This window comes from Pararhizobium sp. IMCC21322 (assembly GCF_030758295.1).
In the GTDB taxonomy this organism is placed as follows: Bacteria; Pseudomonadota; Alphaproteobacteria; order Rhizobiales.
Map to the genome: position 1 here is coordinate 1,017,988 of NZ_CP132335.1, position 25,960 is coordinate 1,043,947.

Annotated in this window: 26 protein-coding genes; 14 read left to right on the forward strand and 12 right to left on the reverse strand. The window is 54.4% G+C overall.

Annotation, left to right across the window (positions count from 1 at the left end; genetic code table 11):
* Window positions 1-3 precede the first annotated feature (3 nt).
* From truB to RAL91_RS05085, 5 genes are all read left to right on the forward strand, one after another.
* The gene (gene truB / locus RAL91_RS05065; protein ID WP_306260306.1) at window positions 4-930 is read left to right on the forward strand and encodes a tRNA pseudouridine(55) synthase TruB; all 927 of its coding nucleotides are present in this window, start codon (window positions 4-6) and stop codon (window positions 928-930) included.
* 32 nt (window positions 931-962) lie between these two features.
* Window positions 963-1,232: a 30S ribosomal protein S15 gene (rpsO, locus tag RAL91_RS05070; protein WP_306260307.1), complete on the forward strand. Its 270-nt coding sequence runs from the start codon at window positions 963-965 to the stop codon at window positions 1,230-1,232.
* A 251-nt stretch (window positions 1,233-1,483) separates the two neighbouring features.
* On the forward strand, window positions 1,484-3,595 hold the full coding sequence (gene pnp / locus RAL91_RS05075) for a polyribonucleotide nucleotidyltransferase (protein ID WP_306260308.1): 2,112 nt from the start codon (window positions 1,484-1,486) through the stop codon (window positions 3,593-3,595).
* Between the two features lie 117 nt (window positions 3,596-3,712).
* On the forward strand, window positions 3,713-4,528 hold the full coding sequence (gene dapB / locus RAL91_RS05080; protein ID WP_306260309.1) for a 4-hydroxy-tetrahydrodipicolinate reductase: 816 nt from the start codon (window positions 3,713-3,715) through the stop codon (window positions 4,526-4,528).
* 22 nt (window positions 4,529-4,550) lie between these two features.
* Complete coding sequence (locus tag RAL91_RS05085; protein ID WP_306260310.1) at window positions 4,551-5,171, forward strand: 2,3-bisphosphoglycerate-dependent phosphoglycerate mutase; 621 nt, start codon at window positions 4,551-4,553, stop codon at window positions 5,169-5,171.
* A gap of 5 nt (window positions 5,172-5,176) precedes the next feature.
* Here RAL91_RS05085 and RAL91_RS05090 read toward each other — a convergent pair whose 3' ends face one another.
* Window positions 5,177-6,040, reverse strand: coding sequence for a bifunctional transcriptional activator/DNA repair enzyme AdaA (locus RAL91_RS05090; RefSeq protein WP_306262782.1), 864 nt, complete (start codon window positions 6,038-6,040; stop codon window positions 5,177-5,179).
* A gap of 211 nt (window positions 6,041-6,251) precedes the next feature.
* Here RAL91_RS05090 and RAL91_RS05095 point away from each other — a divergent pair, with 211 nt between their 5' ends.
* Window positions 6,252-7,514 carry an MFS transporter gene (locus RAL91_RS05095; protein WP_306260311.1) on the forward strand — a complete coding sequence of 421 codons (1,263 nt, stop codon included), beginning with the start codon at window positions 6,252-6,254 and terminating at the stop codon, window positions 7,512-7,514.
* A gap of 208 nt (window positions 7,515-7,722) precedes the next feature.
* On the opposite strand, the gene RAL91_RS05100 is transcribed toward RAL91_RS05095, so the two are convergent.
* The 5 genes from RAL91_RS05100 to RAL91_RS05120 all read right to left on the reverse strand — a co-directional run bounded on the left by RAL91_RS05100 (window position 7,723) and on the right by RAL91_RS05120 (window position 12,556).
* Entirely contained in the window at window positions 7,723-8,241 is a 519-nt protein-coding gene (locus tag RAL91_RS05100; protein WP_306260312.1) for a DUF2244 domain-containing protein, read from the reverse strand.
* Between the two features lie 93 nt (window positions 8,242-8,334).
* On the reverse strand, window positions 8,335-9,498 hold the full coding sequence (locus RAL91_RS05105; protein WP_306260313.1) for an alpha-hydroxy acid oxidase: 1,164 nt from the start codon (window positions 9,496-9,498) through the stop codon (window positions 8,335-8,337).
* A gap of 78 nt (window positions 9,499-9,576) precedes the next feature.
* On the reverse strand, window positions 9,577-10,884 hold the full coding sequence (locus tag RAL91_RS05110; RefSeq protein WP_306260314.1) for a TRAP transporter large permease: 1,308 nt from the start codon (window positions 10,882-10,884) through the stop codon (window positions 9,577-9,579).
* Window positions 10,871-11,395, reverse strand: coding sequence for a TRAP transporter small permease (locus RAL91_RS05115; protein WP_306260315.1), 525 nt, complete (start codon window positions 11,393-11,395; stop codon window positions 10,871-10,873). The genes RAL91_RS05110 and RAL91_RS05115 overlap by 14 nt, the downstream gene beginning before the upstream one ends.
* A gap of 84 nt (window positions 11,396-11,479) precedes the next feature.
* Complete coding sequence (locus RAL91_RS05120) at window positions 11,480-12,556, reverse strand: C4-dicarboxylate TRAP transporter substrate-binding protein (RefSeq protein WP_306260316.1); 1,077 nt, start codon at window positions 12,554-12,556, stop codon at window positions 11,480-11,482.
* A gap of 145 nt (window positions 12,557-12,701) precedes the next feature.
* On the opposite strand from RAL91_RS05120, the gene RAL91_RS05125 reads away from it, so the two are divergent.
* From RAL91_RS05125 to nth, 3 genes are read left to right on the forward strand one after another with little or no spacing between them, the layout of a single operon-like run.
* Window positions 12,702-13,928: an OsmC family protein gene (locus RAL91_RS05125; RefSeq protein WP_306260317.1), complete on the forward strand. Its 1,227-nt coding sequence runs from the start codon at window positions 12,702-12,704 to the stop codon at window positions 13,926-13,928.
* A complete protein-coding gene (locus tag RAL91_RS05130; RefSeq protein ID WP_306260318.1) occupies window positions 13,929-14,738 on the forward strand; it encodes an IclR family transcriptional regulator in 810 nt (269 codons plus the stop codon).
* A 6-nt stretch (window positions 14,739-14,744) separates the two neighbouring features.
* On the forward strand, window positions 14,745-15,467 hold the full coding sequence (gene nth, locus RAL91_RS05135) for an endonuclease III (RefSeq protein WP_371932481.1): 723 nt from the start codon (window positions 14,745-14,747) through the stop codon (window positions 15,465-15,467).
* On the opposite strand, the gene RAL91_RS05140 is transcribed toward nth, so the two are convergent.
* Window positions 15,443-16,129, reverse strand: coding sequence for a sulfate transporter family protein (locus RAL91_RS05140; RefSeq protein ID WP_306260320.1), 687 nt, complete (start codon window positions 16,127-16,129; stop codon window positions 15,443-15,445). The two genes, nth and RAL91_RS05140, sit on opposite strands and share 25 nt — an antisense overlap.
* Before the next feature lie 125 nt (window positions 16,130-16,254).
* On the opposite strand from RAL91_RS05140, the gene RAL91_RS05145 reads away from it, so the two are divergent.
* Complete coding sequence (locus RAL91_RS05145) at window positions 16,255-17,268, forward strand: adenosine kinase (protein ID WP_306260321.1); 1,014 nt, start codon at window positions 16,255-16,257, stop codon at window positions 17,266-17,268.
* Between the two features lie 8 nt (window positions 17,269-17,276).
* Here RAL91_RS05145 and dut read toward each other — a convergent pair whose 3' ends face one another.
* Genes dut through ubiE form a run of 4 tightly spaced genes read right to left on the reverse strand, consistent with a single transcriptional unit; the run spans window position 17,277 to window position 21,330 of the window.
* Window positions 17,277-17,729, reverse strand: a complete 453-nt coding sequence (dut, locus tag RAL91_RS05150; protein ID WP_306260322.1) for a dUTP diphosphatase — start codon at window positions 17,727-17,729, stop codon at window positions 17,277-17,279.
* 27 nt (window positions 17,730-17,756) lie between these two features.
* Window positions 17,757-18,959, reverse strand: a complete 1,203-nt coding sequence (coaBC, locus tag RAL91_RS05155; RefSeq protein ID WP_306260323.1) for a bifunctional phosphopantothenoylcysteine decarboxylase/phosphopantothenate--cysteine ligase CoaBC — start codon at window positions 18,957-18,959, stop codon at window positions 17,757-17,759.
* Between the two features lie 37 nt (window positions 18,960-18,996).
* Window positions 18,997-20,574: a 2-polyprenylphenol 6-hydroxylase gene (gene ubiB, locus RAL91_RS05160; protein WP_306260324.1), complete on the reverse strand. Its 1,578-nt coding sequence runs from the start codon at window positions 20,572-20,574 to the stop codon at window positions 18,997-18,999.
* A gap of 12 nt (window positions 20,575-20,586) precedes the next feature.
* On the reverse strand, window positions 20,587-21,330 hold the full coding sequence (gene ubiE / locus RAL91_RS05165) for a bifunctional demethylmenaquinone methyltransferase/2-methoxy-6-polyprenyl-1,4-benzoquinol methylase UbiE (protein WP_306262783.1): 744 nt from the start codon (window positions 21,328-21,330) through the stop codon (window positions 20,587-20,589).
* Between the two features lie 165 nt (window positions 21,331-21,495).
* Here ubiE and mutM point away from each other — a divergent pair, with 165 nt between their 5' ends.
* Window positions 21,496-22,377 (forward strand): bifunctional DNA-formamidopyrimidine glycosylase/DNA-(apurinic or apyrimidinic site) lyase, encoded by an 882-nt coding sequence (gene mutM / locus RAL91_RS05170; RefSeq protein WP_306260325.1) that lies wholly within the window; start codon window positions 21,496-21,498, stop codon window positions 22,375-22,377.
* On the opposite strand, the gene RAL91_RS05175 is transcribed toward mutM, so the two are convergent.
* The gene (locus tag RAL91_RS05175; RefSeq protein WP_371932482.1) at window positions 22,368-23,585 is read right to left on the reverse strand and encodes a DNA recombination protein RmuC; all 1,218 of its coding nucleotides are present in this window, start codon (window positions 23,583-23,585) and stop codon (window positions 22,368-22,370) included. The two genes, mutM and RAL91_RS05175, sit on opposite strands and share 10 nt — an antisense overlap.
* A 98-nt stretch (window positions 23,586-23,683) precedes the next feature.
* On the opposite strand from RAL91_RS05175, the gene def reads away from it, so the two are divergent.
* From def to truA, 3 genes are read left to right on the forward strand one after another with little or no spacing between them, the layout of a single operon-like run.
* A complete protein-coding gene (gene def / locus RAL91_RS05180; RefSeq protein ID WP_306260326.1) occupies window positions 23,684-24,202 on the forward strand; it encodes a peptide deformylase in 519 nt (172 codons plus the stop codon).
* A gap of 27 nt (window positions 24,203-24,229) precedes the next feature.
* The gene (gene fmt, locus RAL91_RS05185; protein WP_306260327.1) at window positions 24,230-25,162 is read left to right on the forward strand and encodes a methionyl-tRNA formyltransferase; all 933 of its coding nucleotides are present in this window, start codon (window positions 24,230-24,232) and stop codon (window positions 25,160-25,162) included.
* A 16-nt stretch (window positions 25,163-25,178) separates the two neighbouring features.
* Window positions 25,179-25,934 carry a tRNA pseudouridine(38-40) synthase TruA gene (gene truA / locus RAL91_RS05190; RefSeq protein WP_306260328.1) on the forward strand — a complete coding sequence of 252 codons (756 nt, stop codon included), beginning with the start codon at window positions 25,179-25,181 and terminating at the stop codon, window positions 25,932-25,934.
* Window positions 25,935-25,960: the final 26 nt, after the last annotated feature.

Below are 25,960 nucleotides of genomic sequence, written 5' to 3' on the forward strand. Positions count from 1 at the left end.
AAAATGGGGCGTCGTAAAAAAGGGCAGGATATCCACGGTTGGGTCCTGCTCGACAAGCCCCTGGGGCTGGGGTCTACACAGGCCGTTTCCAAAGTGCGCTGGCTGTTTGATGCCAAAAAAGCGGGCCATGCCGGAACTCTCGATCCGCTGGCAACCGGCATGTTGCCGATTGCATTGGGCCACGCCACCAAAACGGTTCCCTTTGCCCAGGATGGTCAGAAGACCTATCGCTTTTCCGTTAAATGGGGCGAGGCGACCAGTACTGATGATGGTGAAGGCGATGTTGTTGCAACGTCACAGCACCGTCCGGACAAGGCCGCGATTGAGGCAATTCTTCCCGAATATAAAGGATGTCTTTCACAGCTCCCGCCCGCCTTCAGTGCCTTGAAAATCAATGGTGAACGCGCTTATGATCTGGCCCGTGCTGGCGAGACGGTGGAGCTGGAGCCACGTGATGTTCAAATTGACGAACTGACCCTGGTGGATTGCCCGGATACTGATCATGCCGAGTTTGAAGTTCTGTGTGGAAAAGGCACCTATGTCAGGGCTTTGGCCCGCGATATGGCCCGTTCTTTGGGAACGGAAGGCCATGTCAGCGCATTACGGCGTACACAAGTCGGCCCGTTTCACGAATCCCAGATGATTTCACTGGAACTTTTGCAGGAAATGCGCCATAGAGACCCCGCTGAAGCTGATATGGCTTCGGTACTGCATCCTGTTGAGACCGCGCTGGACGACATCCCGGCGTTGGCCGTCACGGAAGCGGAAGCGGTCCGGCTGTTAAACGGTCAGGCCATATTGTTGCGCGGACGGGATGCCCCCCTAGCTCTTGCCGAAGCCTATGTCACCACCAAAAATACTTTGGTGGCCATTGGCTCAGTGGATCAAGGCCAGTTCATCCCCAAGCGTGTTTTTAAAAATGCCGGGTAAAACCGGTAAGCGTTACATAGAAAGGATACCCGATGTCGATTACTGCAGAACGCAAGCAGGAACTCATTACCGAGTATGCCCGCGCAGAAAATGACACCGGTTCACCAGAAGTACAGGTTGCCATTCTCAGCGAGCGTATCAGCAATCTGACCGAACATTTCAGAGCACATGGCAAGGATAATCATTCCCGCCGTGGTCTTTTGAAAATGGTCTCTCAACGGCGCCGTCAGCTCGACTATCTGAAAGCGAATGACGAAAGCCGTTATACGGACATCATCAAGAAGCTTGGTTTGCGTCGCTGATGCGACACAAAACGGGCGTCGCTGTGCGGCGCCCTTTTTGGTATTTCTGGAATCCGTAAGAACAAACAGAGCCATGGCAGGATTATCAGATGCTTTTGAACGAAGAGCATCTTGTTGTCTTGCGATGGCTCAGATACCCGGCGTGATTTTCGCGCCATTCTGACACAAAGCGCGATGGTCGCGCCAAACTATCGATGATGACGGAAGGCCGTTTTCATCCTGTCCATTGACAAGAAGGTAAGACACAAAAAATGTTTGATACACAACGTGTAGAAATTGAATGGGGCGGACGCCCTTTGATCATGGAAACGGGCCGCGTAGCGCGTCAGGCCGATGGGGCCGTCATGATCACTTACGGCGAAACAACTGTTCTCGCCACCGCAGTTTCAGCCCGCTCTGCAAAGCCGGGCCAGGATTTTTTCCCGCTGACCGTGAACTATCAGGAAAAAACCTATGCAGCCGGTAAAATTCCAGGCGGCTTCTTCAAGCGTGAAGGCCGTCCGGCTGAAAAAGAAACACTGACATCGCGGCTGATCGATCGCCCGATCCGTCCTCTGTTCGCTGATGGCTACAAAAACGAAACCCAGATTGTTCTGACAGTTCTGTCTCACGATCTGGAAAATGATCCGGACATCGTTGCGCTGGTTGGCGCATCTGCTGCCCTGACAATTTCCGGTGTTCCCTTCATGGGCCCGATCGGCGGCGCACGCGTTGGCTACATTGATGGCGAATATATGCTCAACCCGCCACTGGATGTCATGGAAGACAGCAAGCTCGATCTGGTTGTTGCCGGTACAAATGATGCGGTTCTGATGGTTGAATCAGAAGCTCAGGAATTGTCTGAAGAGATTATGCTGGGTGCCGTCATGTTCGGCCATCGTGAATTCCAGCCTGTCATCGAAGCCATTATTCAACTGGCCGAGAAAGCTGCAAAAGCACCGCGTAACCACACGGCTATTGACCATTCTGAATTGTATGCAAAAGTGAAAGATTTGGTCGAGACCGATCTGAACGCTGCTTACGACAATCAGGAAAAAGAGCCGCGCCGCGATGCTATTTCCGACGCCAAGGCGAAAGTCATGGAAGCGCTTCTGCCTGAAGGTGCCAGCCCGGACGACAAGAATATTCTTGGCGACCAGGTCAAGAAGCTGGAAAGCAACATTGTTCGTGGCCGCATTCTGAAAGACGGCAGCCGCATTGATGGACGTGATACCAAAACCGTGCGCCAGATTGTTGCTGAAGTTGGCACATTGCCACGCGCACATGGTTCCTCCCTGTTCACCCGTGGTGAAACACAGGCGCTTGTCGTTGCCACACTGGGTACTGCAGATGATGAACAGTTCATCGATGCACTGACCGGCACTTACAAAGAACAGTTCATGCTGCATTACAACTTCCCGCCATATTCTGTCGGTGAAGCTGGTCGAATGGGCACCCCGGGTCGCCGCGAAATCGGCCACGGCAAGCTTGCATGGCGCGCTGTGAACCCTGTGCGTCCTCCGCATCATGAATTCCCATACACACTGCGTCTTGTGTCCGAAATCACCGAGTCCAATGGATCATCTTCCATGGCGACGGTTTGCGGCACATCGCTGGCTTTGATGGATGCGGGTGTTCCCCTGCGCCGTCCGGTCGCCGGTATCGCAATGGGCCTCATCAAGGAAGGCGATGATTTCGCTGTCCTGTCCGATATTCTGGGTGATGAAGATCATCTTGGCGATATGGATTTCAAGGTTGCCGGTTCCGAAGTGGGCATCACTGCTCTGCAGATGGACATCAAGATTGACGGCATCACCGAAGAAATCATGAAAATCGCTTTGGCTCAGGCCAAGGATGGTCGTGAGCATATTCTGGGTGAAATGTCGAAGGCTCTGACTGAGTCCCGTCCTGAGCTTGGTGAATTTGCACCACGCATCGAACAGCTGAAAATTCCGGTTGATAAAATCCGCGAAGTTATCGGCACTGGTGGCAAGGTCATCCGCGAAATCGTGGAGAAAACCGGCGCTAAAGTGAACATCGAAGACGATGGCACCATCAAGATCGCGTCTTCCGATGGCAAGTCCATTGAAGCTGCTATCGCCTGGATCCGCTCCATCACGGACGATCCTGAAGTTGGTCACATCTATCAGGGTACTGTTGTGAAAGCTGTTGATTTTGGCGCTTTCGTCAACTTCTTCGGTGCCAAGGACGGTCTGGTTCACATTTCCCAACTGGCCAATGAACGCGTTGCCAAAACCACCGATGTGGTCAAGGAAGGCGACAAGGTCTGGGTTAAACTGATGGGCTTCGACGATCGCGGCAAGGTTCGCCTATCGATGAAAGTCGTCGATCAGGAAACCGGCAAAGAAATCGAACAAGAGTAAATTCACTTTGTTCGTAAAAAAAGGCCGGGTGGAAACACCCGGCCTTTTTGTTTGCCATAACGGCTGGTTGGCCATGGCTGCGCTGTGTGCTAGAGCGTTTTCCAACAGGAGACTTTTATGGCCGATTTGAGAATTGTGGTTGTGGGCGCTGGCGGGCGCATGGGGCGGGCCTTGATCACGGCCATACATGGTATTGCCGGTGCACAGCTTGTGGCCGCCATTGAGCGCCCACAGGCTGATTGTATGGGGCAGGATGCCGGTACACTGGCAGGTCTGGAGCCATTGGGCGTTCCCGTCACCGACGATGCGCTGCTTGCCTTTGCCGCAGCTGATGCGGTGCTGGATTTCACCATGCCGGAAGCCACGCTGACCTTTGCCGAATATGCCGCTCAAGCACGTATTGTGCATGTCATCGGCACCACTGGTATGCCGGTTGAGGATGATGCCAAAATTGTCGCCGCGTCGCGTCATGCCCGGATTGTCAAATCTGGCAATATGAGCCTTGGGGTCAATCTGCTGTCCGTTCTGGTGGAGCAGGGCGCGAAGGCGCTGGGCCTTGAATGGGATATTGAAGTGCTGGAAATGCATCACCGCAACAAGGTCGATGCGCCGTCAGGCACTGCGCTGCTTCTGGGTGATGCTGCGGCCACCGGGCGCGGTATTGATCTGGCCGAGAATTCCGAACGCGGACGTGACGGCATCACCGGCGCGCGCGAGCCGGGCAGCATCGGCTTTGCCGCGCTGCGTGGCGGGTCCGTTGTTGGCACCCACAGCGTTATTTTCGCAGGGGATGGCGAACGGGTAGAGCTATCCCATATCGCAGAAGACAGAACGATTTTTGCACAAGGCGCGGTGAAGGCTGCGCTTTGGGCATTCCCACAGAAACCGGGCCTTTACAACATGCTGGACGTGTTGGGCCTTTCAAAAACCTAAGGGCATGTCCCGGGAGATTTTTATGGAACGTTTACTGGTACTGGTCCGTCACGGCCAAAGCGAATGGAACCTCAAAAACCTGTTCACCGGCTGGAAAAATCCGGATTTGACGGAAAAAGGCATTGAGGAAGCCAAGGCCGGTGGCCGGGCGCTGAAGGCAAAGGGCATTACATTCGATGTGGCTTACACATCCGATCTGATCCGTGCCCAGCACACATGCGATCTCTTGCTGGAGGAATTGGGCCAACCAGACCTTCCCACCATTCGCGATCAGGCTTTGAATGAGCGTGACTATGGCGATCTGGCAGGCCTCAACAAGGATGATGCCCGCAAGAAATGGGGCGATGAGCAGGTCCATATCTGGCGCCGCTCGTTTGACGTGCCGCCTCCGGGTGGTGAAAGCCTGAAAGACACCGGTGCGCGCGTTCTGCCTTATTACATGACCGATATTCTGCCGCGTGTCATGGCTGGCGAAAAAGTGCTGGTAGCAGCCCATGGTAACTCACTGCGCTCATTGGTCATGATTCTGGAAAAGCTCGACACAGTCCAAATCCTGAAACGCGAAATCGCAACCGGTCAGCCTATGATCTTTCGTCTGAAAGCTGACACGACGGTCGACAGCAGCGAAATGCTGACTGGCTGAGGCAATTAATCGGGTCGGGCAGTCTGCCCGGCCTCCCAGCCTAAAATAGCTCTTTTGCGGGTAATTCCCCAGTGGTAGCCGGTGAGGCCACCGCCTTTGCCAATGACCCGATGGCACGGCACCACAAAGGAAATCGGGTTGCGCCCCACAGCCGCGCCCACTGCGCGTGCCGCCTTGGGCTTCCCAATCGTGTCTGCCAGCGATGAATAGGTGGTGGCCGTGCCCATGGGAATGCTCAGCAGCGCTTCCCATACGCGCACTTCAAAATCTGTCCCGATCAGCACCACCCGAAGCGGTTGATCCGTGTCTTTGCCAGCAAATACTTTGGCAAGGAAGGGTGCGGTTTTATCCGGTGCTGCAACAAAATTGGCTTGTGGCCAGCGCCGCGCCATATCCGCAAAGGCGGCCTCTTCGCCATCAGCATCGGCAAAGGCAAGGCCGGACAGACCTCGGTCTGTGGCCATGACCAACGCAATGCCAAAGGGGCTGTCGTGAAACCCGTAATAGATGGTCAGACCGTCGCCCTTGGATTTGTAACTGCCCGGCGACATGGCCTCCGCATTCACCATCAGATCATGCAGCCGTCCCGGCCCGGACAATCCCAGATCATACGACACATCCAGAATACTGTCGCCGCCCTTCAGCAACCGGCGGGCATGGTCCAGCGTTACGCACTGCAAAAAGCCTTTTGGCGAAAGACCAGCCCAGCGCGTGAAGAGTTTCTGCAGGTGAAACGGGGACAGGCCTACCAGATCAGCCAGCGTGTCCAGACTTGGCTGATCCTGATAATTCTCTGATATGTGCTCAATGACCCGGCGCACAACATCATAATCGCGCGCAGCAGTCAGATCAGCAGCCGGAACCGGCATGGCGTGTTTCAGATCAGCCGCGCTTAATTGGAAGTTCATGATATTCGGTCTCTCAGGTCCGTTTCAAGGCTACAGGACCACAAGGGTTAGCTGCGCACCACCCGATTCTTGCGCAGATGAATGCAAATTTTTTCGGATTGAGATACACTTCAAATTCTTCGGTAAGTTGCCAAGCCACTCGCAGAATGCCCATCACAGGACGATTATACAAATGACCCGGGATCAGTTGCATTTTCTGCTGCTCAATATTGGGCACTTCCTTGACCATTTGTTCATGCTGATCTTCGCAACGGTGGCAGCCCTGGCGCTGCATCGGGAATGGGGCATCGGGTATGCTGATCTGTTAGCTTATGCAACGCCCGGCTTCTTTGCCTTTGGCCTGTTCTCGCTTCCTGCTGGCTGGCTTGCGGACAAGTGGAGCCGCGATGGCATGATGTGCGTGTTTTTTGTCGGTATTGGCGTCTCCTCAATAGCGGCTGGCTTTGCAACAACGCCCTTTCAAATGGGCCTGGGCCTGTTCGTGATCGGCCTGTTTGCAGCGATCTATCACCCGGTCGGACTGGCAATCGTAACCATGAAATGGCGCAATACCGGGATGCGCATTGCCGCAAATGGCGTTTGGGGCAATCTGGGCGTTGCCTGCGCTGCGCTTGTCACCGGCTATCTGATCGACAATGGCGGCTGGCGCATGGCGTTCATTCTGCCGGGCCTTTTCTCAATTGCGGTGGGGCTGGTGTATGTATTTTTGTGGCGCAAGACCGCCGCAGCGGACCATGCAGCACCACATGCGGACACCCCGAACAGGGCAACTGACACCTCATTGGTACACCGCGCCTTGGTGATGCGAGTTTCCGCGATCGTGTTTCTGACCACCGCCGTCGCCGCGATCAGTTTCCAGTCAACCACGTTTGCACTGCCCAAGATTTTTGATGAACGTCTGCAGGGCCTTGTCGCTCAGATTTCCGCACCAGCTGCCGCTGTTTCTGAATCCGGGCAGACTGACTTTGCGACGACACTCGGGATTCTTGCGTTTCTGGTGTTTGCTGTCGCCTCCATGGCGCAATTATTGGTGGGCAGACTGCTTGATCGTTACGGCCCGCGTCCCGTTCTGATGGCCGTGGGTGCGGTGCAGTTGATCTTCTTTGCGTGGATGCCGGGACTGACTGATGGTGCCGCCCTGGCGGTGGCGCTGGGGTTCATGCTGGGCGTCTTCGGTCAAATACCGATCAACGACTATATGATTGGCAAAATGGCCAGCGGAGCCTATCGGGCGCGCATCTACGCCGTTCGTTATGTCGTCGCCTTTACAGTTTTGGCATTGTCATTGCCGTTGATTGCACTTGTCTACGAGAATTGGGGATTCGATACCCTGTTTCGCATTCTGGCTGGCGTGGGTCTGGTGGTTGTGTCAGCCGCTGCCATTCTGCCACGCAAATTGCCCACCCCCGAACCCTCACCGGTCGTGGCTGAATAATTGTCCGGAAACACCGGATACTCATTGATTGGCCTGGTGAATCGATGATTTTCACAGCTTCGATACCGCGTATTTTGTCTTTCCCGGTCATGGCGAAATGATCGGAGCGCGCGCATGTGGTTCAAGGTCAATCCATTTGAAGGGTCGATGAGAGTTCCGCTTTTGGCGATGAGCCCGGGCTGAAAGAGGGCCATGGAGCACGCCGCCATTAAGAAAAAACCGGTTGCCGCGCTTTTTGCAGCGCATCACGCAAGGCGGCGCCAAAGGTCTCCCGGTCTCCCGGGTTCAAAAAACCACCGATCCCAAGTGACTGGCCGTGGCTTGTCAATGTCAGGGCCGTCACCCCTTCATCCTCTTCCCGGTTGATGGCCAGACGCACCCAGAACGGGTTGAAACTGAATTCCTGCGTCGCGCCTTTCGGACTGACTTTTTTGATGTGCAGGAGATCTTCAGACAAGACCACTTCTTCATAAGCCCGGGCAGAGCGGTAGTTCAGTTTGAATGCAATGAAGATGATAAGCACATCCAGCCCGAAAAAGCCGAACACTGGCCACGCGCCAATGGCATAAAACAAAATCCCCGCGACAAAGCAGATGATCGACAGACAGGTCATCAAGATCAAAAATCCCTTTTGCCCGAGCGAGCGATAGGGTGTCAGGCGAGCGGCAAAAATCAGTTGGCTGTCTGAGCTGGGTTGTGCCGTCTCGGATGAGGTTTGATTTTCCATGTGCTCATAATTAGCGCGGAAAAAACACATGGCAAAGTGAAAGGGACACAAATTTTCTGTGATGATAGGTGCGTCCCCAATGACACAGCCGTTTTATGCCAGAAAACTCTCATCCAGATCTCGTGCCGCACGGCAGCCGATCATGGCCAGCGCATGGGCTGATTCCACTTTCATGATGTCCATCGCACGCTGTGCGCCCGGTGCCCCGCCAGCGGCGACACCAAACAGGGTAGCCCTGCCCAGAAAGCAAAAACTGGCACCGACCGCCAACGCCGTCAGCACATCGGTGCCCCGGCGAATGCCACCATCAAAGAACAGGGGAATGCCGTACGTCTCCTTTTGCTCTTTGCAGATTTGAGACAGGGCATGCAGGCTCGGCAGCACACGATCAAGCTTGTTACCGCCATGATTGGAGATGGTCACAGCATCTGCGCCCGCAGCGATGGCACGCCGAACATCTTCCGCTCTTGAAATGCCTTTGATGACCATTTTTCCGGGCCACAATTTACGAATGCGCTCGACTTCCAGCCAGTCAAAGGGACCACACCAATTCTCATTGAAAATCTCAAACAGTTCCGATTGCTTCGCGCCCTTGGGCGCATAGGGCTGCCAGCTTTCCAGTTTGGGCGTGCCGCCTGAGGCGAGAAACTCGATCAACCACAGGGGATGACGCGCAGCATCCAGTGCAAGAGAGGGGAGCGTTTTCAGGGTTGGTCCACGGCCAACGGAAATGCCCGTGCGCTCTTTCACTTCGCTGCGATTGGGCTCGGGATAATCCACCGTAATAACCAGAACCTGCACACCTGCATCCTTGGCGCGGCTGATCATGTCTTCCGTGATTGCAGGGTCCTTGGCCGGATAGAGTTGATACCAGCTATGCTCCGGCGCAAGTTTGGCAATGGTTTCAATATTCGCTGTTCCAGACCCGGACAAAATGAAGGGCACATTGGCATCCCGCGCGGCCTCGGCCAGAATCTCATCAGCATGTTGGCGGTAGATGCCAGCCAGACCGACAGCGGAAATGCCGAAGGGCTGTGCGTAAGTCCGGCCAAACAAGTCCGTCGACATGTCGATAGGCGCATTGCCGGCCAGCGCTTTCGGGCTGAAGTGATAGTCCAGAAATGCGTCTACATTTCCGGACGAGCAGGCCCCGGACCCTGCGCCGCGTTCTGCATAGGAAATGATGAATTTTGGCAGGCGTCTGCGTGCCAGCTTTTGCAAATCATCAATCGTGACGGCGTTTTTGACAGAAAGCATGAATGCGGCCTTCGCATGAAAGGGCTGGAGCGTTGCACGGAACCAGCCGCCCTCGGCCAGATGGCTGGCACAATGGGTTCAGTTGAGTGTGAGCCAGGGCATGAAAATAACGAACAGCAAGCCAACCACCATGGTCAGGGCAAACGGAAACGCACCGATGAAAATATCGCTTAACGAAATATTCGGATCGTTCAAAGACCCCTTGATAACGAAACAGGCAATGCCCAATGGCGGCGTTAAAAGCCCAATCTCTGTTCCCAGAACAGTGACGATGCCAAGCCAGATCAGATCAACATCATAGGTTGCAAAAATCGGCAGGAACAGCGGCACCAGAACCAGAATGATGGAGGTGGAATCCAGGATCGTACCCAGAAATACCATCAGCAATATGTAGACGATCAGGATCAGCGTGAAGCCGGCATCCAGACTGGTGATAAAGGCTGACAACTGACTGGGAATGCCGGATACGCCGAGCATGCGACTATACATGCTGGCGGCAATGATCAGAAACAGGATGGACGCTGTAATGCGCCCCGTATCTGTCAGAATATTCCAGAAGCTGCTGATGCTCAGCCGACGCTTGGCAAACGCGATGAGCATGGCGCAAAAGGCACCGGCTGCCCCGGCTTCGGTTGGGGTAAACACACCACCATAAATACCACCGAGCACAACCCCGATCAGAAAAACTGTCGGGAAGATCAGTTTTACGCCCTTGAAGAACCCAAGCCGTTCCGCTTCTTCTCCTTGCGGCTGAGAAGCCGTGCCGGTGAATTTGGGCATGAACTTGGCCATGAACAGGATCAGGATACAGAACAGGATGGCCAGTACGATCCCCGGAAGAATGCCAGCAGTAAACATATGCGCCACCGACACTTCGGCAATCAGCGCGTACACAATCAACAAAACGGAAGGCGGTATAAGCATACCCAGGACAGAACTGCCCGCAACAACCCCCACAGCAAAGCGTGGCGTGTGACCGTAGCGGATCATTTCGGGCACCGCGATGCGTGTGAAAATGGCCGCTGAGGCAATCGAAATGCCGGTGATGGCGGCAAAAATGGCATTGGCGGCAACCGTTGCAATGCCAAGGCCACCATTCAGCTTGCGGAAAATGGCATTGGCAACAATGTAAATATCGCGCCCCAGATTGGACTGGGTTACAAACAGCCCCATCAACACAAACAACGGCACGACGCCAAAAGAGTAGCTCGCCACCGTGTCTTTGGCAGCAATGGTCAGCAGGCTGACCGCGATGTTGATATTGCCCTTGAAGATCCAGATGCCGACAAAGGAGACGGACGCCAGTGCAACGGCCACATGCATGCCGAGATAAATCAGCAGCACCATGATGACCAGTGAGGCTATTCCGATTTCAATGCCCGTCAACGGAACTCTCCCCGGCAAGCACAGAGCCGTCGGCCAGTACCCGCAACACTTGCGATAGATAATTGAGCGCCGCAAACACTGAACCGATGACAATGCACAGCAAGGCAGGCCAGATCGGCGCTGTAAAGATGCCCGGATTGCCGGTGAATAGATTGCGCTCGAAAGCCTGAATAAGTTTGAACCAGACGCCATAAGCGATGGCGCACATAACAAGCACGCCAACTGTATTGAAGGCTATGTCCATGATGCGTCCCAGACCGGGGCGCGACTTGATGATTGCTGTGAAAATGGCGTCGGAGCGAATGAAATTACCCGTGCCGATGGCGTTGGGAATTTGCAGAAAGACAATCGCAACGATTGTCAGTTCGATAATTTCAAACACGCCTGGAATCGGATGATCGAAGAAAAAACGGCCACCGATATCGGAGCAGATCAGAATCATCTGGAGCAGTATGAGGATTGTCCCGATACTGGCTAGAATTCTGTTTGCTAGGACCAAAATGCCTTGCATCGGAGCGTTCCTGAATGATGAAAAATTACCTGGACAGGGCCATAATGACCCCATCCAGGCAAGTTGGGAGGAGACCCTTTTGGATTATTCAGCAGACCAATCGCGCAGGACCGTCTGTCCCGCAGCCTTCATTGCATCAATATAGGCTTTCAGGATTTCAGTGCCTGGCGCACCGGTTGCCTCAACTTCTGCGGCCCATTCACCGGCAATATTATCAATGCCATTGGCCCAGATGACACGATCTTCCTGACTGACCTGAACAACCGTCGCGCCCGCAGCCACCATATCCTCGACAGATTGCGCAGCTTCGTCCATGGCATAATTGGCAAGAGCCGCGCGGTAGACTTCCGCAGAATCGCGCAGCGCAATTTGCACATCCTCCGGCAAGCCAGCCCAGACCGATTCATTGACGCTGAGCGCCATGGAATTCACACCGCCAAAATCAACTTTCACATAGGTCGGTGCGGCTTCATAAAGCTTGAAAGCCTCAGCTGCAGTCGCCCAGGCAATCACGCCATCAAAGAGGCCGCTGGCAACGCCATTGTAAAAATCTGCAAGCGTGGAGGAAACACCCGTTGCGCCAACACTTTCCACATAGCGCAAATTCGTGCCCGCACCACCGATCTTGAGACCTTTGAGACTTTCGGGACCGGTATATTCGCCATCCAGCAGGATTTGATAATTATCAACCGCCGCCAGAGTGGTCAGAAATTCCAATCCGTTCTGGGCCCAAACCGCCTTCATGGCCGGAAACTGTTCCGTCAGATCGTTGACGGTCTTCGTCACCAGATCCAGATCGGTTGTCACAAAGGGAGTTGCAAAGGCAATGTCATAGACCCGCAATTTGTCCGGATGGAACACAGTCTGCACGATGCCAATGTCAGCAAGGCCGGTTTCAATGGCTTCCAGCTCTCCCTTGGGGCCAACAATTGCGCCGCCCCAGCCATAGCTCCACTCAATCTCGTAATCACCTTTTTCAGCAAGGCGTTTATTGACTTCAGGCACATAGGTGGTTTCAAAAACCTCCACCCACGCGGCTGTTTTCGGATAGCCGGACACAGTCGTCAATTTGATTGTTTCTGCCGCAAAGCCGGGCGCTGTTGTCGCTGCCAGCATGAGTGCTGCCACGGCTGTGCTGCCAGTAAAAATTGAATTTTTCATAGAGACCTCCCTAGTTTCTAACGGATTAGATAATGACAAATTACTGAGTTGTGAATAAAATGCAAGTGCAATATTGAACGCATTCACTTTTCGGCATCAGGTCTTGCCGCAAATGCGTGAGAGAAAAACAAGGGAAGTGCGCTGCATGAAGAAATCCGAAAATGTAATCGAAACCTGTGGACTGCCGTTGGTGTTCCGGCTGGGACTGGCGGATGCCGCAATTGTGCCTGCAGCGATGCCACGCAGGGCAGAGGCAATACGTGTTTTTGCCACGTCATTGTCGGGCTATCAGAAAGAAGCACTGGTTAAATCCGCACGCACTGGCATGACCTGGCGGCTGGTCAGTGATGAGGGGGAGAACCTCAATGGTCACGATGCCGCGCCGCCGCCACTTGGCTTCTTCGCAGCCGGCCTTCTTGCCGGCTACATGGAAGAAATGACGGCGCTCGCCATCCGCCGGAATGTCAGCATTCGGACCTTGAATCTGACGCTGGATAATTTTTATACAATGAAAGGCTCCATGCCACGGCGGACAATGGTGGGAGGCGCGCAATCTGTTGAACTGACTGTGGCAATTGATTGCGATCTGACCGGTGCAGCGCTTCAGCAATTTCTGGCCGACGCGATCCATGCCGCGCCGCAAAACGGGTTTGTGCGCAAATCTCTCAACAGCATTTTTACGTTGACAAAAAATGGCCAGCGTCTGGCCCCGGCCCGTGTCGAGGAGATGGATGTGGAGCCGCCTGCCAACTCTTTTACAAATGATGCGGCAAAGGATTTAGCACCCGGCACGGCTGTCAAAACCAACCCTGTTACCGGTCTGCTGCTGCAATCTGCCGGGATGTCTCCGCCCTCAAAGACCCATGTGGCCAAGGGCAGTGCCGAAAATTATTCAACGGCCAATCCGCCACCACGCCCTTTGCATGTGGCGGCAACGGCCACGTTACGGGACGATGGACTGAAGGAGGTTTTTCAGCAACTTCATTTCCCCCACAGCTCCCAATGGCGCTTTCTGTCCGAAGAAGCCCCGGTCAATGGCGGCATGGGGCGTGCGCCTGACGCCAATACGCTAATTTCTGCGGGTATCGGCTTTTGCTTCATGACCCAATTGGGAATTCTGGCGGAAACATCGAAGCTGGATCTGCCGTCATATTCCATCTATCAGGACACGCATTTCAGCCTGGGCGGCGCATCGGGCGGGACGCAGACTGCAGGCGATGCAGACGCGGTTGAAACTCATCTTAGGCTGAGTACATCGGAGAGTGATCAACTTGCACAGGAAATGCTTGACCTTGCAGAACAGGCTTGCTTTCTTCACGCCTTGTGCAGCAAACCCCTTAAAACAAAGCTGAGAGTTCTTGAAATTCGATAGATGACCACACCGGAGACGAAAAACAAAAACCAACGGGGTATTTCGTCAATCGAGGTTGGCTTTGGAATTCTGAACGAATTTGCTGTTGACGGAAAGCCCATAAAGCTGCGTGATCTTGCCGAGCGAACAGGGATCGCCGCCGGTCAATTGCACCCCTATCTGGTCAGTTTTCGCAATGTGGGCATGATCGAAAAGAACGATGATGGCCTCTATCAATTGGGGCCGCACGCCTTGCATCTGGGGTTGATGCGGTTGCGGATGCAAAATGCCCATCGCATGGCAATTTCGCGCGTCGCGGCTTTGTCAGAGCAATTAAGCCTGATGATCTCTGTTGCTGTGTGGGGCCCCCATGGGCCGACCATCACTTATATCCAGGAATATGCACGCTCGCTTCACGTCAACATCCGGGTGGGTGGTGTTTACTCCCTGCCCATGACCGCCACCGGTCTCGTATTTTGCGCCTTCCTGCCAGAATCAAAAACCATCCGTCTTGTCGAAGCGGAATTTGCAGACAATGAAAGCAGGCGGCGGGATTTCTTCAAAATTGACAAGGCCGCTTTCAATGACAGTGTGGAACAGGCCAGGAAACGGGGCTTTGCTACAACGCAGGATATGCCAATTCCCGGCATCACTGCAGTCTCGGCGCCGGTATTTGATCATCTGGGAAAAATACAATTATGTGTCGCAGCCGTCGGGCCAAGTGATCTGATTGAGGTCGCACCAGGGACCCGGGTTGTGAGTCAGTTACTCGACTTCGCTGATAAATTGTCCCATGATCTGGGCTATCGACCCGAGCTTGCGGCGCGTTGAGGTCTGATGCAAAGGAGTCCATCTGTGAAGACCCAGGCTAAAAAGAAGCCCGCGAAGTCCCCGAAAACTCAGAAAACTCAGAAGCGCTCGCGCCTGTCTGTGGCTGATCGTCAGGACATGTTTGACCGGTTTTCGCGAGCCAATCCGGAGCCGAAGGGTGAGCTGGATTATGTCAACGACTTTACGCTGCTGGTTGCTGTTGTGCTGTCGGCGCAGGCAACGGATGTCGGCGTAAATCGCGCAACCAAAGACCTGTTCAAGATCGCTGACACTCCCGCAAAGATGCTTTCCCTGGGTGAGGAGAAGGTGCGCGAGTACATCAAGACCATCGGTCTTTATCGCAACAAAGCCAAAAATGTGGTGGCGCTGTGTGAAAAGCTGATTGCGGAATTTGATGGCGCGGTACCCGCCAATCGGGATTTTCTGGAAACACTGCCTGGCGTTGGCCGAAAAACCGCGAATGTGGTCATGAACATTGCGTTTGGCGAACCCACCATCGCGGTTGATACGCATTTGTTCCGTGTCTCAAACCGCACTGGCCTGGCGCCGGGCAAAACGCCGCTGGATGTGGAATTGCTTTTGGAAAAGGCGATACCGAAAGAGCATCTACTACACGCCCATCACTGGCTCATCCTGCATGGCCGCTATATCTGCAAGGCGCGCAAGCCTGAGTGCGAAAAATGTCTGATCGCAGATTTATGCCGCTATGAAGGCAAGACAGTCGCCTGATCTTTTCCATCCAGCCGTTTGAACACATGCACCATAAAGGCGGTTGCAAATAGGGGAGTCAAAAGGTTGAGAATGGGAATGGCCAGAAGCCCGGCAATCATGAGACCTGCAAACAGAATTGTCGTGGAATGGCGAGCGCGCAAGGCGCTGGCGTCAGCCTCGGAATAGAACCGCATGGCAACAAACTGAAAATACTCGCGGCCAAGCAGATAGCCATTGGCCAGGAAGAAGATAATCAGATTGATGCCGGGAACCAACAGCAGAAACAGTGCTACCAGATTCACGCCGACCACCAGCAATAGAAACCGGGCAGAGAGCACGAGCGAGCGGCCAAGCGGCATCGGCGCGCCTGGCTCATCCTGTGCATAGTCACGCTCCTCGACAACTTCGGAAATCTCATCCAGAAACAGTCCGGCAAACACGCTCATAACAGGGGCAATCAGGAAACCGGCCCCGATCAGCAGGCCAAAACCGGTCAGAAATGCAATGGCAGTATCCACCCATGGTGAACTGACGGCAATAAATAAATCCGCCAGATTTTGCAGCAGCATCACCAATGCGATCAGCAAGAGGATGGTCAGTCCCATGGATTTCCAGAATACCCCCCGGAAGCGGGGAGAGAGAATTTGCGAGAAAGCGCGGCTGGCGGCGGAAAAAAGCATAAGATTTTGGCGTTCCGTTGGTGGCAATGGCTGGTGTTTGGAGCATTTCCTGCTACATACGGGCAGGACATAGGCATCCCTTGTCCAGTTCACAAATCAAAATCGCCATAATACCGGACCTTCTTATGACCGACCGTTTTGACCACCATGTGCTCGGCATCGGCAATGCCATTGTTGATGTGCTGTCTCTGGCCGAAGATGACTTTCTGCTGCGAGAAGGTCTCGCCAAGGGAAGTATGAACCTTATCGACACCGCTCGGGCAGAAGAATTATATGCCCTGATGGGGGCGGCAACCGAAGCATCCGGCGGCTCAGCAGGCAACACCGTTGCAGCAATTGGCAGTCTGGGCGGCAAGGGTGTGTTTTTCGGCAAGGTCTGTGATGATACGCTGGGCCAGTTTTACCGCCATGACATGCGTGCCCTTGGCATGACATTCGACACAGAACCGCTACCAAATGGCGGCACGCCTACGGCACGGTCGATGATTCTGATCACGCCTGATGGTGAGCGCACCATGAATACGTTTCTGGGTGCCTGTGTGGAACTGGGTCCGGACGATATTGACGAACAGATTGTCGCAAACAGCGCCATTGCGTATTTCGAAGGTTATCTCTGGGACCCGCCCATGGCGAAAGATGCGTTCCGCAAGGCAGCAGATATTTCTCACGCACATGGCCGCAAAGTATCCATCACCCTGTCGGATTCCTTTTGTGTGGATCGCTGGCGCGAGGAATTCCTTGGGCTGATCAGGGATGGAACAGTTGATATTCTACTGGCCAATGAAGCCGAGATCAAAGCGCTCTATCAGACATCAGATCTGGACACGGCGCTGAAGCTTATTCAGACAGATTGCCCTCTTGCCGCAGTAACCCATGGCGAGCAGGGCTGCTTTGTTATCAGTTCTGATGACCTTGGCGGCATTGTATCGGTTCCGACCACTCTTGTAGAGCGTCTGATCGACACCACAGGCGCTGGAGACATGTTCGCCGCAGGCTTTCTTTATGGCCATGCGTTGGGCCTGCCCAATGAGACAGCAGCATCCATTGGCAATCTGGCAGCCGGTGAGGTGCTGGGCCATATTGGCCCGAGACCGCAACGCAATCTCTACCAGTTGGCTCAGCAGGCGGGTCTCCTATAGGAGAGTTTTTATAGCCCTGTGCTGCCGAAACCACCTGAGCCGCGCTGGGTCTCATCCAGCGTGGTCACACTCACAAAGTCTGCCTGCTCAGCCGGTGCAACCACCATTTGCGCAATGCGCATGCCGCGGCTGATCTCAAATGGTTCCCGACCGTGATTGATCAGCAGCACATGTATTTCACCGCGATAATCGGCGTCTATCGTTCCAGGTGCGTTCAGAACCGTGACCATGTGTTTGGCAGCCAGACCCGACCTTGGCCGCACTTGCGCTTCAAAGCCGGCAGGCAATGCAATGGCAATGCCGGTGGGTATGCTGGCCGCCGCCCCCGGTTCCAGAACCAACAGGGCGTCCTCCGGCGCTGCACATAACAGATCAACGCCCGCTGCCTGCGGGCTTTGATAAGACGGCAACGGCAACTCCGCCCCATGTGGCAGACGCATGATGTTAACCTGAACGCTCATCGATAAAATACCTTGTTGAAAATACTTCTATTGAAAGTGCTGAATAATCTCTGACACAAGCCGGTTAGCTACAGCCTGTTTATCCGCCTTTGGCCAGGCATCAATCCCTTGATCGCGTATCAGATGCACGCTGTTGGTATCACCGCCCATAACGCCCTCCTGTGACACATCATTGGCCACAAGCCAGTCGCAGCCCTTGCGCAGTCGCTTGGCGGTTGCATGCTCGATCAGATGATCCGTCTCGGCGGCAAAGCCAATCACCAGAGCAGGGCGGGGATCAGCCTCGCGGGCAACATGGTGCAGAATATCCGGGTTTTCGGTCAGTTCCAGCACGGGTGGTGTGCCGCTGCCATCTTTCTTTTGCTTTTGATCAGCCGCACTTGCTGTCCGCCAATCGGCAACAGCTGCACACATGATAGCAATATCAGCGGGCAAGGCATCGACAACAGCCTGCTTCATCTGGCGGGCTGTCTCGACAGCCACCACTTCAACGCCTTCTGGCGCATTGAGATGAACCGGCCCTGTTACAAGCGTTACCTCTGCTCCGGCAGCATGTGCCGCTGCGGCAATGGCATAGCCCTGTTTGCCCGATGACCGGTTGGCGATATAGCGCACCGGGTCAATCGGTTCATGGGTCGGCCCGGCGGTAATGAGGACGTGTTTTCCAGACAGCAGGCCATGCTGTGATGGTCTCAAAAGTCCGTCAACAGCATCCAGAATGGCGGCAGGCTCTGCCATGCGCCCGGTTCCGGCCTCGTTGGCTTCTGCCATTTCACCGGACGTTGGTCCTACAAAATGCACACCATCTTCGGCCAGTTGCGCGCGGTTGCGTTTTGCCGCTGGATGATCCCACATTTTCGGATTCATGCCGGGCGCAATCAACACTGGTCTGTCATTCGCCAGAAGGGTGGCAGTAGCCAGGTCATCTGCCAGACCATGGGCCATCTTCGCCATCAGATCAGCTGTTGCTGGTGCAATCACCACAATATCGGCCTGCCGCGACAGGCGAATGTGACCCACATCCATTTCTTCATGGGGATCAAACAGATTGGCGTAAAGCTTGCCTTTGGCGAGGGTGGAGACGCTGAGCGGCGTTACAAATTGTTCTGCAGCTTTTGTCATGATCACCGTCACTTCGTAGCCACGATCCTGCGCCCGCCGGATCAGTTCCAGCGCCTTGTAGGCGGCGATGCCACCTCCGATGATGAGCAGAATTTTATGTTTTGTCATGACGCGAAGCTTGGTTTTCCGGTGGAGTTTCAGTCAATCAGAACACATAGGCCAGTGCAACAGCGGCAGCCGACAGCGCCATTACAACAAGCGCAATCCGCGAGGTGCGGTTTTCGCGTGCCTGATAATGTGCCAGTCGCGCAAGGCTTGCATCATCAAGCCGCAATCCGGCCAGAGACATGTCATCCAGAGCTTGTGAGGCATGGGCGGCCCGATCTGCCAATTGTGGTAGCTCATTCAGCAATCGGCCAATGGAAGATAGGCTGCTGGCCGCCTGCTCCAGCTTGGCACCCGGTCCCAGATTGTCAGTCAGCCAGTCCCGCAGCACGGGTTCAGCGGCGCTCCACATGTCAAAATTGCTGTCCAGCGAGCGCGATACCCCTTCGACCACAACCATGGTTTTCTGCAGCATCAGCAATTCGGTGCGCGTCTCCATGTCAAATAATTCGGTGATTTCAAACAACAGACCCAGCAGCTTGGCCATGGAAATATCCTGAGCGGACTGGCCATGGATCGGCTCGCCGACAGCGCGCAGGGCCTGGGCAAAATCCGCAACCGATTGGGTGGCAGGCACATAACCGGCTTCAAAATGCACTTCTGCAATGCGCAGATAATCCCGTTTGATAAAGCCATAGAGAATCTCGGCAAGGAATTTGCGCTCCTTGGGTCCGATACGCCCCATAATCCCGAAATCAATCGCAACGATACGGCTTTGCGCATCAACGAACATGTTGCCCTGATGCATATCTGCATGGAAGAAGCCGTGATTCAACGCATGGCGCAGAAAGATCTGGATGAGATTTTTCGCCAGCGCGGATTTGTCGTGACCTGCTTTTTCCAGCCCGTCCAGATCTGCCATTTTCAGACCGTCAATCCAGTCAATCGTCAGCACATCGCGCCCGGTCCGGTCCCAGTCAATGGACGGAACGACGAACAAGGGATCATCCTTCGCTATTTCGGCCATTTCCGACAGGGCAGCGGCCTCGATGCGCAAATCCATTTCCATGGTCACACTGCGCGCCAGCGTATCAACCACGGCAACCGGACGCAGACGTCTGGTGGATGGATCAAGTGTCTGCACCAGTCGTGCTGCTGCATAAAAGCTTTCCAGATCCTTCTGGAAACGCACGCGCACATCGGGGCGCAGCACTTTTACGGCAACTGCCTTTTCGGTGTCAGCATCGACAATGGTTGCTCTGTGCACTTGCGCAATGGAAGCCGCTGCGACCGGTGCACTGAAGGTGCTGTAAAGCACATCTATCGTGCGGTTCAGATTGGAGGAAATGATCTGACGTGCTGTCGCGTCGGGGAAGGGTGGCACATCATCGCGCAATTTGCCTAGACCTTCGGAAATATCGGGACCGACAATATCCGGCCTGGTGGCCAGAAACTGGCCGAGCTTGATATAGGATGGGCCAAGCCGGTTTAATGCAGCGTTCAGCCGGTCGCCCTTGCTTTTATTATCAATATTCTTTTGGGCAATACGGTCCGCACACCACAGACCAAAGCGCACGGCAAGCGGCGCATCGTCTCGCGGCAGCAGGCTGAACACGCCTTCACGCGCCAACACAAAGCCAGCTTTTACAAGGCGCAGATAGGCAAGGGGTGCTGACACAGACTGCAGGTCCTACAATTTCCAACCGGAATGAATAGCAGCGACGCCACCGGTCAGATTGCGATGGGTCACTCTGGAAAAACCCTCATCGGCAATGATCTGCTCAAAGCGTGCCTGATTGGGGAATTTCCGAATGGATTCCACCAGATACTGATAGCTGTCCCGATCATTGGCCACCAACTGGCCCATCAGCGGAATGGCGTTGAAGGAATAGGTATCATACACCTTGTCCATTACGGGAATATCGACCTTTGAAAACTCCAGACAGAGGAAGCGTCCGCCGTGTTTCAGCACCCGATGCGCCTCTTTCACCGCCTGTGCTAAACGGGGCACATTACGAATGCCAAAGGCGATGGTGTAGGCGTCGAAGGATTTGTCTGCAAACGGCAATTCCTCGGCATTGCCTTCCACAAAATCGACCTGATCCGCCAGCTTTTCCTTGATCGCACGGTCTTCGCCAACACCCAGCATGGACGTGTTGATATCGCAAACGGTGATCCGCGCTTCAGCGCCTGCGCGCCGCGCAATCCGGAAGGCAACATCGCCCGTGCCGCCTGCCACATCCAGCACCCGGTAGGGCCGCGTTTTGGGCGGTGCCAGCATGGAAATCATGGCATCTTTCCACACCCGGTGCAGACCGGCTGACATGAAGTCATTCATCAGATCATAGCGTGAAGCAACCTTGTGAAACACATCATTCACGCGCTCCTGCTTGTACCCGCGCGCGACAGCTTCATAGCCGAAGGACGTTTCCATTCCGGCAGGATCAACTACGGTCTCAGGCGGTTCTGGCGATTCTGGCGATTTCGCATATATTGGCATGATAGGCCTGTTTCATGTCTGTGTATTCATCACAAGGTTCATATATAGCAAAATTAACGCACCACCATGCAAAACTGACAACAAACTTAAGGGGACATCTTGCCCGAATTGCCAGAAGTTGAAACAGTTCGGCGCGGTCTGCAGCCGGTTCTGGAACAGAAACGCATAAAGCGTCTGGAACAGCGCCGCCCAAATCTTCGCTTTCCGTTCCCCGAGAATTTTTCACTGCGTGTTGAAGATCAGACGATTACGTCACTTGGACGGCGCGCCAAATATCTTTTGGCAGATCTGACCAGCGGTGACGTTCTGGTTATGCATCTGGGCATGTCCGGCTCTTTTCGCATTGAGGTGCCGGAGGGCATGGACGTTCCCGGAGCTTTCCACCATGAGCGCTCAAAAATCAGTGCCCATGATCATGTGGTGATCCACATGGAAGACGGCACCACCATTACCTATAATGATCCGCGCCGTTTTGGTTTCATGCTGTTGATACCGCGCGCCGAAATTGCCGAACACAAGCTGTTTTTGAAAATGGGTATCGAACCGTTCGGCAATTCTTTGACGCCTGCCTATCTGGCAGAAAGATTCAAGGGTCGGACCACGAACCTGAAAGCGGCCTTGCTGGATCAGAGCAACGTCGTCGGGCTTGGCAATATTTATGTGGCGGAGGCTTTGTGGCGGGCTGGCCTGTCACCCAAACGCAGCGCCGGCAGTCTGGTGACCAAGGCCGGTCGACCGACAAAACATCTGGAACCGCTGATCGAGATCATTCAGGCCGTCTTGAGCGAGGCCATCGAAGCTGGCGGTTCATCCTTGCGCGATCATGCCCAGACCGATGGCAGCCTAGGTTATTTTCAACACCGTTTTTCAGTCTACGACCGCGAAACAGTGGAATGCCAGCGCGATGGCTGTGAAGGTGTGATTGAAAAATTTACCCAGAACGGAAGGTCCACCTATTGGTGCCCGTCCTGTCAGCGCTGACCGCTGTCTGATCCACGCACAGACTGCTTCAGGGGAATGACCGGAGTTGGCTTATCGGGCTGTTTGGCAACAGGTTGAACTTCGATTTCGCCAACTTCCAGATCTTCAATTTTTTGACTGCGCCGAACCACCTTGTTGGTGGAAATCAGAATATCATCAATGTCCTTATTGGCCTGACGGAAGTGGGTCTGAAGCTTGTTGACCCGGTCATCGAGCCGAAGCGTATCATCACGCAGCGCGGCAACTTCCGCCTGAATGACATGGGCCAGTTCGCGCATTCTTGCATCTTTCAAAATGGCCTGTACCACCTGAATTGACAGCATCAGCAGCGACGGTGAAACAATCACGATACGGGACCGATGTGCCTTTTTGACAAGGTCTTCAAATTGTTCGTGAATGGCCGCAAAGACCGATTCCGAGGGCACGAACATGAACGCTGTATCCTGGGTTTCACCCTTGATGAAATACTTGTCCGCAATCGCTTTGATATGCACATCCACATCTTGCTTGAAGCGGCTCGTGGCGTGTTTCTGTGCTTGCAGATCCGGCGCGTCCTGCAACAGATTATAGGCTTCCAGCGGAAATTTGGCGTCAATCACAAGGCTCGGTGCATCATTTGGCATGAACACAATACAGTCGGGCCGTGTGTTGTTGGTCAGGGTGGACTGGAAGGAATAGGCGCCATTCGGCAGCCCGTCCGCAACAATCGTCTCCATCCGCATCTGGCCAAAGGCACCACGGGTTTGCTTGTTGGCCAGAATCTGCTGCAATTGCACCACCTGGCCGGACAGCTCCGTAATATTGGTTTGCGCCCGATCGATGACGGCCAGCCGTTCCTGCAATTTGGAAAGGCTCTCCTGTGTGCCCTTGCTGCTTTCGCTGACAGAGCTGTTAAGGCGCTGGCCCATGCCATCAAGCCGCTCATTGACGCCGCGCATCAACTCGCTTTGCCGGTTTGACAACACATCCGACATGGTGCGCACCTGACCGGTAATCTCGCTCTGGGTGCGTGACATATCCAGCAATCGGGCTTCCAGCTCCTGCGCCCGGCGCTGGGCATCCTCCACGACTTTTGCCTGTTCCGCCCGCGTTTTGCTTTGCGAGTGCAGCAGCAGCCATGCGAACAGCACAAGCGCCACCACAGCGGCGATCAGCAGATCGCGGCCAATGATAATGGTGTCACCAAATTGAAAAACGGGCTCAAGCATGAGCCTTTCATATCTGATTCGCCGACGCTTGTGGCAAACTGCATTGACCAGCCTGCTTCAATTCCTTATCTCGTCCTTGAATAAAGAAGGACAACACGATGGCAGTTAAGAATCTGGTCATCTTGCCGGATGATCAACTGCGCCAAATCTCGAAGCCGGTTGATGATTTCGGCGATGACCTGCAGACGCTTTTGGATAACATGCTGGACACCATGTATGACGCGCCGGGCATTGGCCTGGCCGCGATCCAGATTGGTGTGCCAAAACGGGTTGTAACCATTGATTGCTCCCGCGAAGAAGACGAGCCGAAAAACCCGATCTTTCTGATCAATCCGGAAGTCATCTGGACGTCTGAGGAAACCTCGATCTACGAAGAAGGTTGCCTGTCCATCCCGGAATATTTCGAGGAAGTGACACGGCCAACGGAGTGCAGGGTTCAGTATTATGATCGCACCGGCAAACAGCAGGAGCTGGAAGCCGATGGATTGCTGGCCACATGTTTGCAGCACGAGGTAGACCACCTTAACGGCGTGCTGTTTATCGACTATATATCAAAACTGAAGCGGGACCGGGTGGTGAAAAAATTCACCAAGGCGCTGAAACAGAAATCCGCCTGACGGGCTGGAAACCAGGGACTATTCACCATGCCATTGCGCGTTGTTTTTATGGGCACGCCGGATTTTGCCGTCGGCCCTCTCATGCAGATCGTGGGCGCCGGGCATAATGTGGTCGCCTGCTACAGCCAGCCGCCGCGCAAGGCGGATCGTGGCATGGAATCGCGAAAATCTCCGGTTCACAAAATGGCAGAATCTTTCAACATACCGGTTGAGACGCCGACAACGTTGAAAGACAGCATCGCCCAGACGATTTTCAAAAGCCACAAGGCTGATGTGGCCGTGGTTGTGGCCTATGGTCAATTACTGCCAAAACACATTTTGCTGGCACCCAGACATGGTTGCCTCAATCTTCATGCCTCTAAGCTGCCGCGCTGGCGCGGCGCAGCGCCCATCCAGCGTTCCTTGATGACCGGCGACACGGAAACCGCCGTCGCCGTGATGAAAATGGACGAGGGCCTCGACACCGGCTCGATTGCCATGGAAGAGATTGTTTCCATCGACCCGAATATGACGGCTGGCGATTTGCACGATCAATTGTCGATTGTCGGCAGCGATCTCATTCTGGAAGCATTGGAACAGCTGGGCACCAGGGCTCTGACACTGACAGAGCAGAAGAAAACCGGCGTGACCTACGCCAACAAGATCTCCAAATATGAAACCCGTATCAAATGGAGCCGCAACGCCAAGGATGTTCACAACCACATTCGGGGCATTTCGCCGTTTCCTGGCGCGTGGTGTGAATTTGAATCAGGTGGACAAAAAGAGCGGTTGAAGGTTCTGCGGTCCCGCAAAATGGAAGGCGAAGGCGTACCCGGTGAAATCCTTGACGATCAAATGACCATTGCCTGTGGCAAGGGCGCAGTGCGCCTGGAGGAAGTTCAAAGGGCAGGCAAAAGACCCATGAGCGCAGAAGAATTCCTGAACGGCGCACCAATTAGTAAAGGCGCGGTCCTGCTTTAGAACCCGGACCCAGGCAATGCCCCGCTACAAGCTCACAATTGAATATGATGGCGCGCCCTATTTCGGATGGCAGCGTCAACCAAACAGGCCGTCCGTTCAGGCAACCCTGGAACAGGCTGTTCTGAAGTTCTGCTCCGAGGAAGTCACTGTTCGCGGTGCGGGACGCACAGATGCAGGCGTCCACGCTTTGGGCCAGATTGCCCATCTCGATCTGTCAGAGCCCCATAGCACCGACACAGTGCGTGATGCCCTGAACTTTCATCTGAAGCGGGAGCAAATTGCCATATTGGGTGTTGATCTCGTGGGCGATGATTTCGACGCCCGGTTTTCCGCGACAAAACGCCATTATCTGTATCGCATCCAAAGCCGTCGGGCGCGGAGCATTCTGAAAGAGGGACGCGTCTGGTGGGTGCCCAAGCAGCTGGACGCCGATGCCATGCATGTTGCTGCCCAATTGCTGGTTGGCCATCATGATTTCACAACATTCCGCGCAACCAAATGTCAGGCAAAAAGCCCGGTGAAAACCCTTGATAAGATTGATGTCAGACCGGAGGGCCTTGAAATCCACATTCGTGTCTCGGCCAAGTCCTTTCTGCACAATCAGATTCGCTCTTTTGCCGGGTCATTAAGGCTGGTGGGTGAGGGGGCCTGGACAGCCGATGATCTGCAGGCGGCGCTTGATGAAAAAAACCGGCGCGCCTGCGGGCCAGTTGCGCCGCCTTGGGGGCTGTATCTGCAGGGCGTTGACTATACCAGACCGGATCAAGATTGAATTCAAAATCCTGCACCGTTTTCTCA

Coding starts and splice junctions, on each gene's coding strand:
- pnp (WP_306260308.1), top strand. CDS start 1,484: ATGTTTGATACACAACGTGTAGAAATTGAATGGGGCGGACGCCCTTTG.
- RAL91_RS05130 (WP_306260318.1), top strand. CDS start 13,929: ATGACCACACCGGAGACGAAAAACAAAAACCAACGGGGTATTTCGTCA.
- def (WP_306260326.1), top strand. CDS start 23,684: ATGGCAGTTAAGAATCTGGTCATCTTGCCGGATGATCAACTGCGCCAA.
- RAL91_RS05100 (WP_306260312.1), bottom strand. CDS start 8,241: ATGGAAAATCAAACCTCATCCGAGACGGCACAACCCAGCTCAGACAGC.
- rpsO (WP_306260307.1), top strand. CDS start 963: ATGTCGATTACTGCAGAACGCAAGCAGGAACTCATTACCGAGTATGCC.
- fmt (WP_306260327.1), top strand. CDS start 24,230: ATGCCATTGCGCGTTGTTTTTATGGGCACGCCGGATTTTGCCGTCGGC.
- RAL91_RS05105 (WP_306260313.1), bottom strand. CDS start 9,498: ATGCTTTCTGTCAAAAACGCCGTCACGATTGATGATTTGCAAAAGCTG.
- truA (WP_306260328.1), top strand. CDS start 25,179: ATGCCCCGCTACAAGCTCACAATTGAATATGATGGCGCGCCCTATTTC.
- dapB (WP_306260309.1), top strand. CDS start 3,713: ATGGCCGATTTGAGAATTGTGGTTGTGGGCGCTGGCGGGCGCATGGGG.
- RAL91_RS05125 (WP_306260317.1), top strand. CDS start 12,702: ATGAAGAAATCCGAAAATGTAATCGAAACCTGTGGACTGCCGTTGGTG.
- RAL91_RS05085 (WP_306260310.1), top strand. CDS start 4,551: ATGGAACGTTTACTGGTACTGGTCCGTCACGGCCAAAGCGAATGGAAC.
- RAL91_RS05175 (WP_371932482.1), bottom strand. CDS start 23,585: ATGCTTGAGCCCGTTTTTCAATTTGGTGACACCATTATCATTGGCCGC.
- RAL91_RS05095 (WP_306260311.1), top strand. CDS start 6,252: ATGACCCGGGATCAGTTGCATTTTCTGCTGCTCAATATTGGGCACTTC.
- RAL91_RS05115 (WP_306260315.1), bottom strand. CDS start 11,395: ATGCAAGGCATTTTGGTCCTAGCAAACAGAATTCTAGCCAGTATCGGG.
- RAL91_RS05120 (WP_306260316.1), bottom strand. CDS start 12,556: ATGAAAAATTCAATTTTTACTGGCAGCACAGCCGTGGCAGCACTCATG.
- RAL91_RS05145 (WP_306260321.1), top strand. CDS start 16,255: ATGACCGACCGTTTTGACCACCATGTGCTCGGCATCGGCAATGCCATT.
- truB (WP_306260306.1), top strand. CDS start 4: ATGGGGCGTCGTAAAAAAGGGCAGGATATCCACGGTTGGGTCCTGCTC.
- dut (WP_306260322.1), bottom strand. CDS start 17,729: ATGAGCGTTCAGGTTAACATCATGCGTCTGCCACATGGGGCGGAGTTG.
- nth (WP_371932481.1), top strand. CDS start 14,745: ATGCAAAGGAGTCCATCTGTGAAGACCCAGGCTAAAAAGAAGCCCGCG.
- coaBC (WP_306260323.1), bottom strand. CDS start 18,959: ATGACAAAACATAAAATTCTGCTCATCATCGGAGGTGGCATCGCCGCC.
- RAL91_RS05140 (WP_306260320.1), bottom strand. CDS start 16,129: ATGCTTTTTTCCGCCGCCAGCCGCGCTTTCTCGCAAATTCTCTCTCCC.
- RAL91_RS05090 (WP_306262782.1), bottom strand. CDS start 6,040: ATGCCGGTTCCGGCTGCTGATCTGACTGCTGCGCGCGATTATGATGTT.
- ubiE (WP_306262783.1), bottom strand. CDS start 21,330: ATGGAAACGTCCTTCGGCTATGAAGCTGTCGCGCGCGGGTACAAGCAG.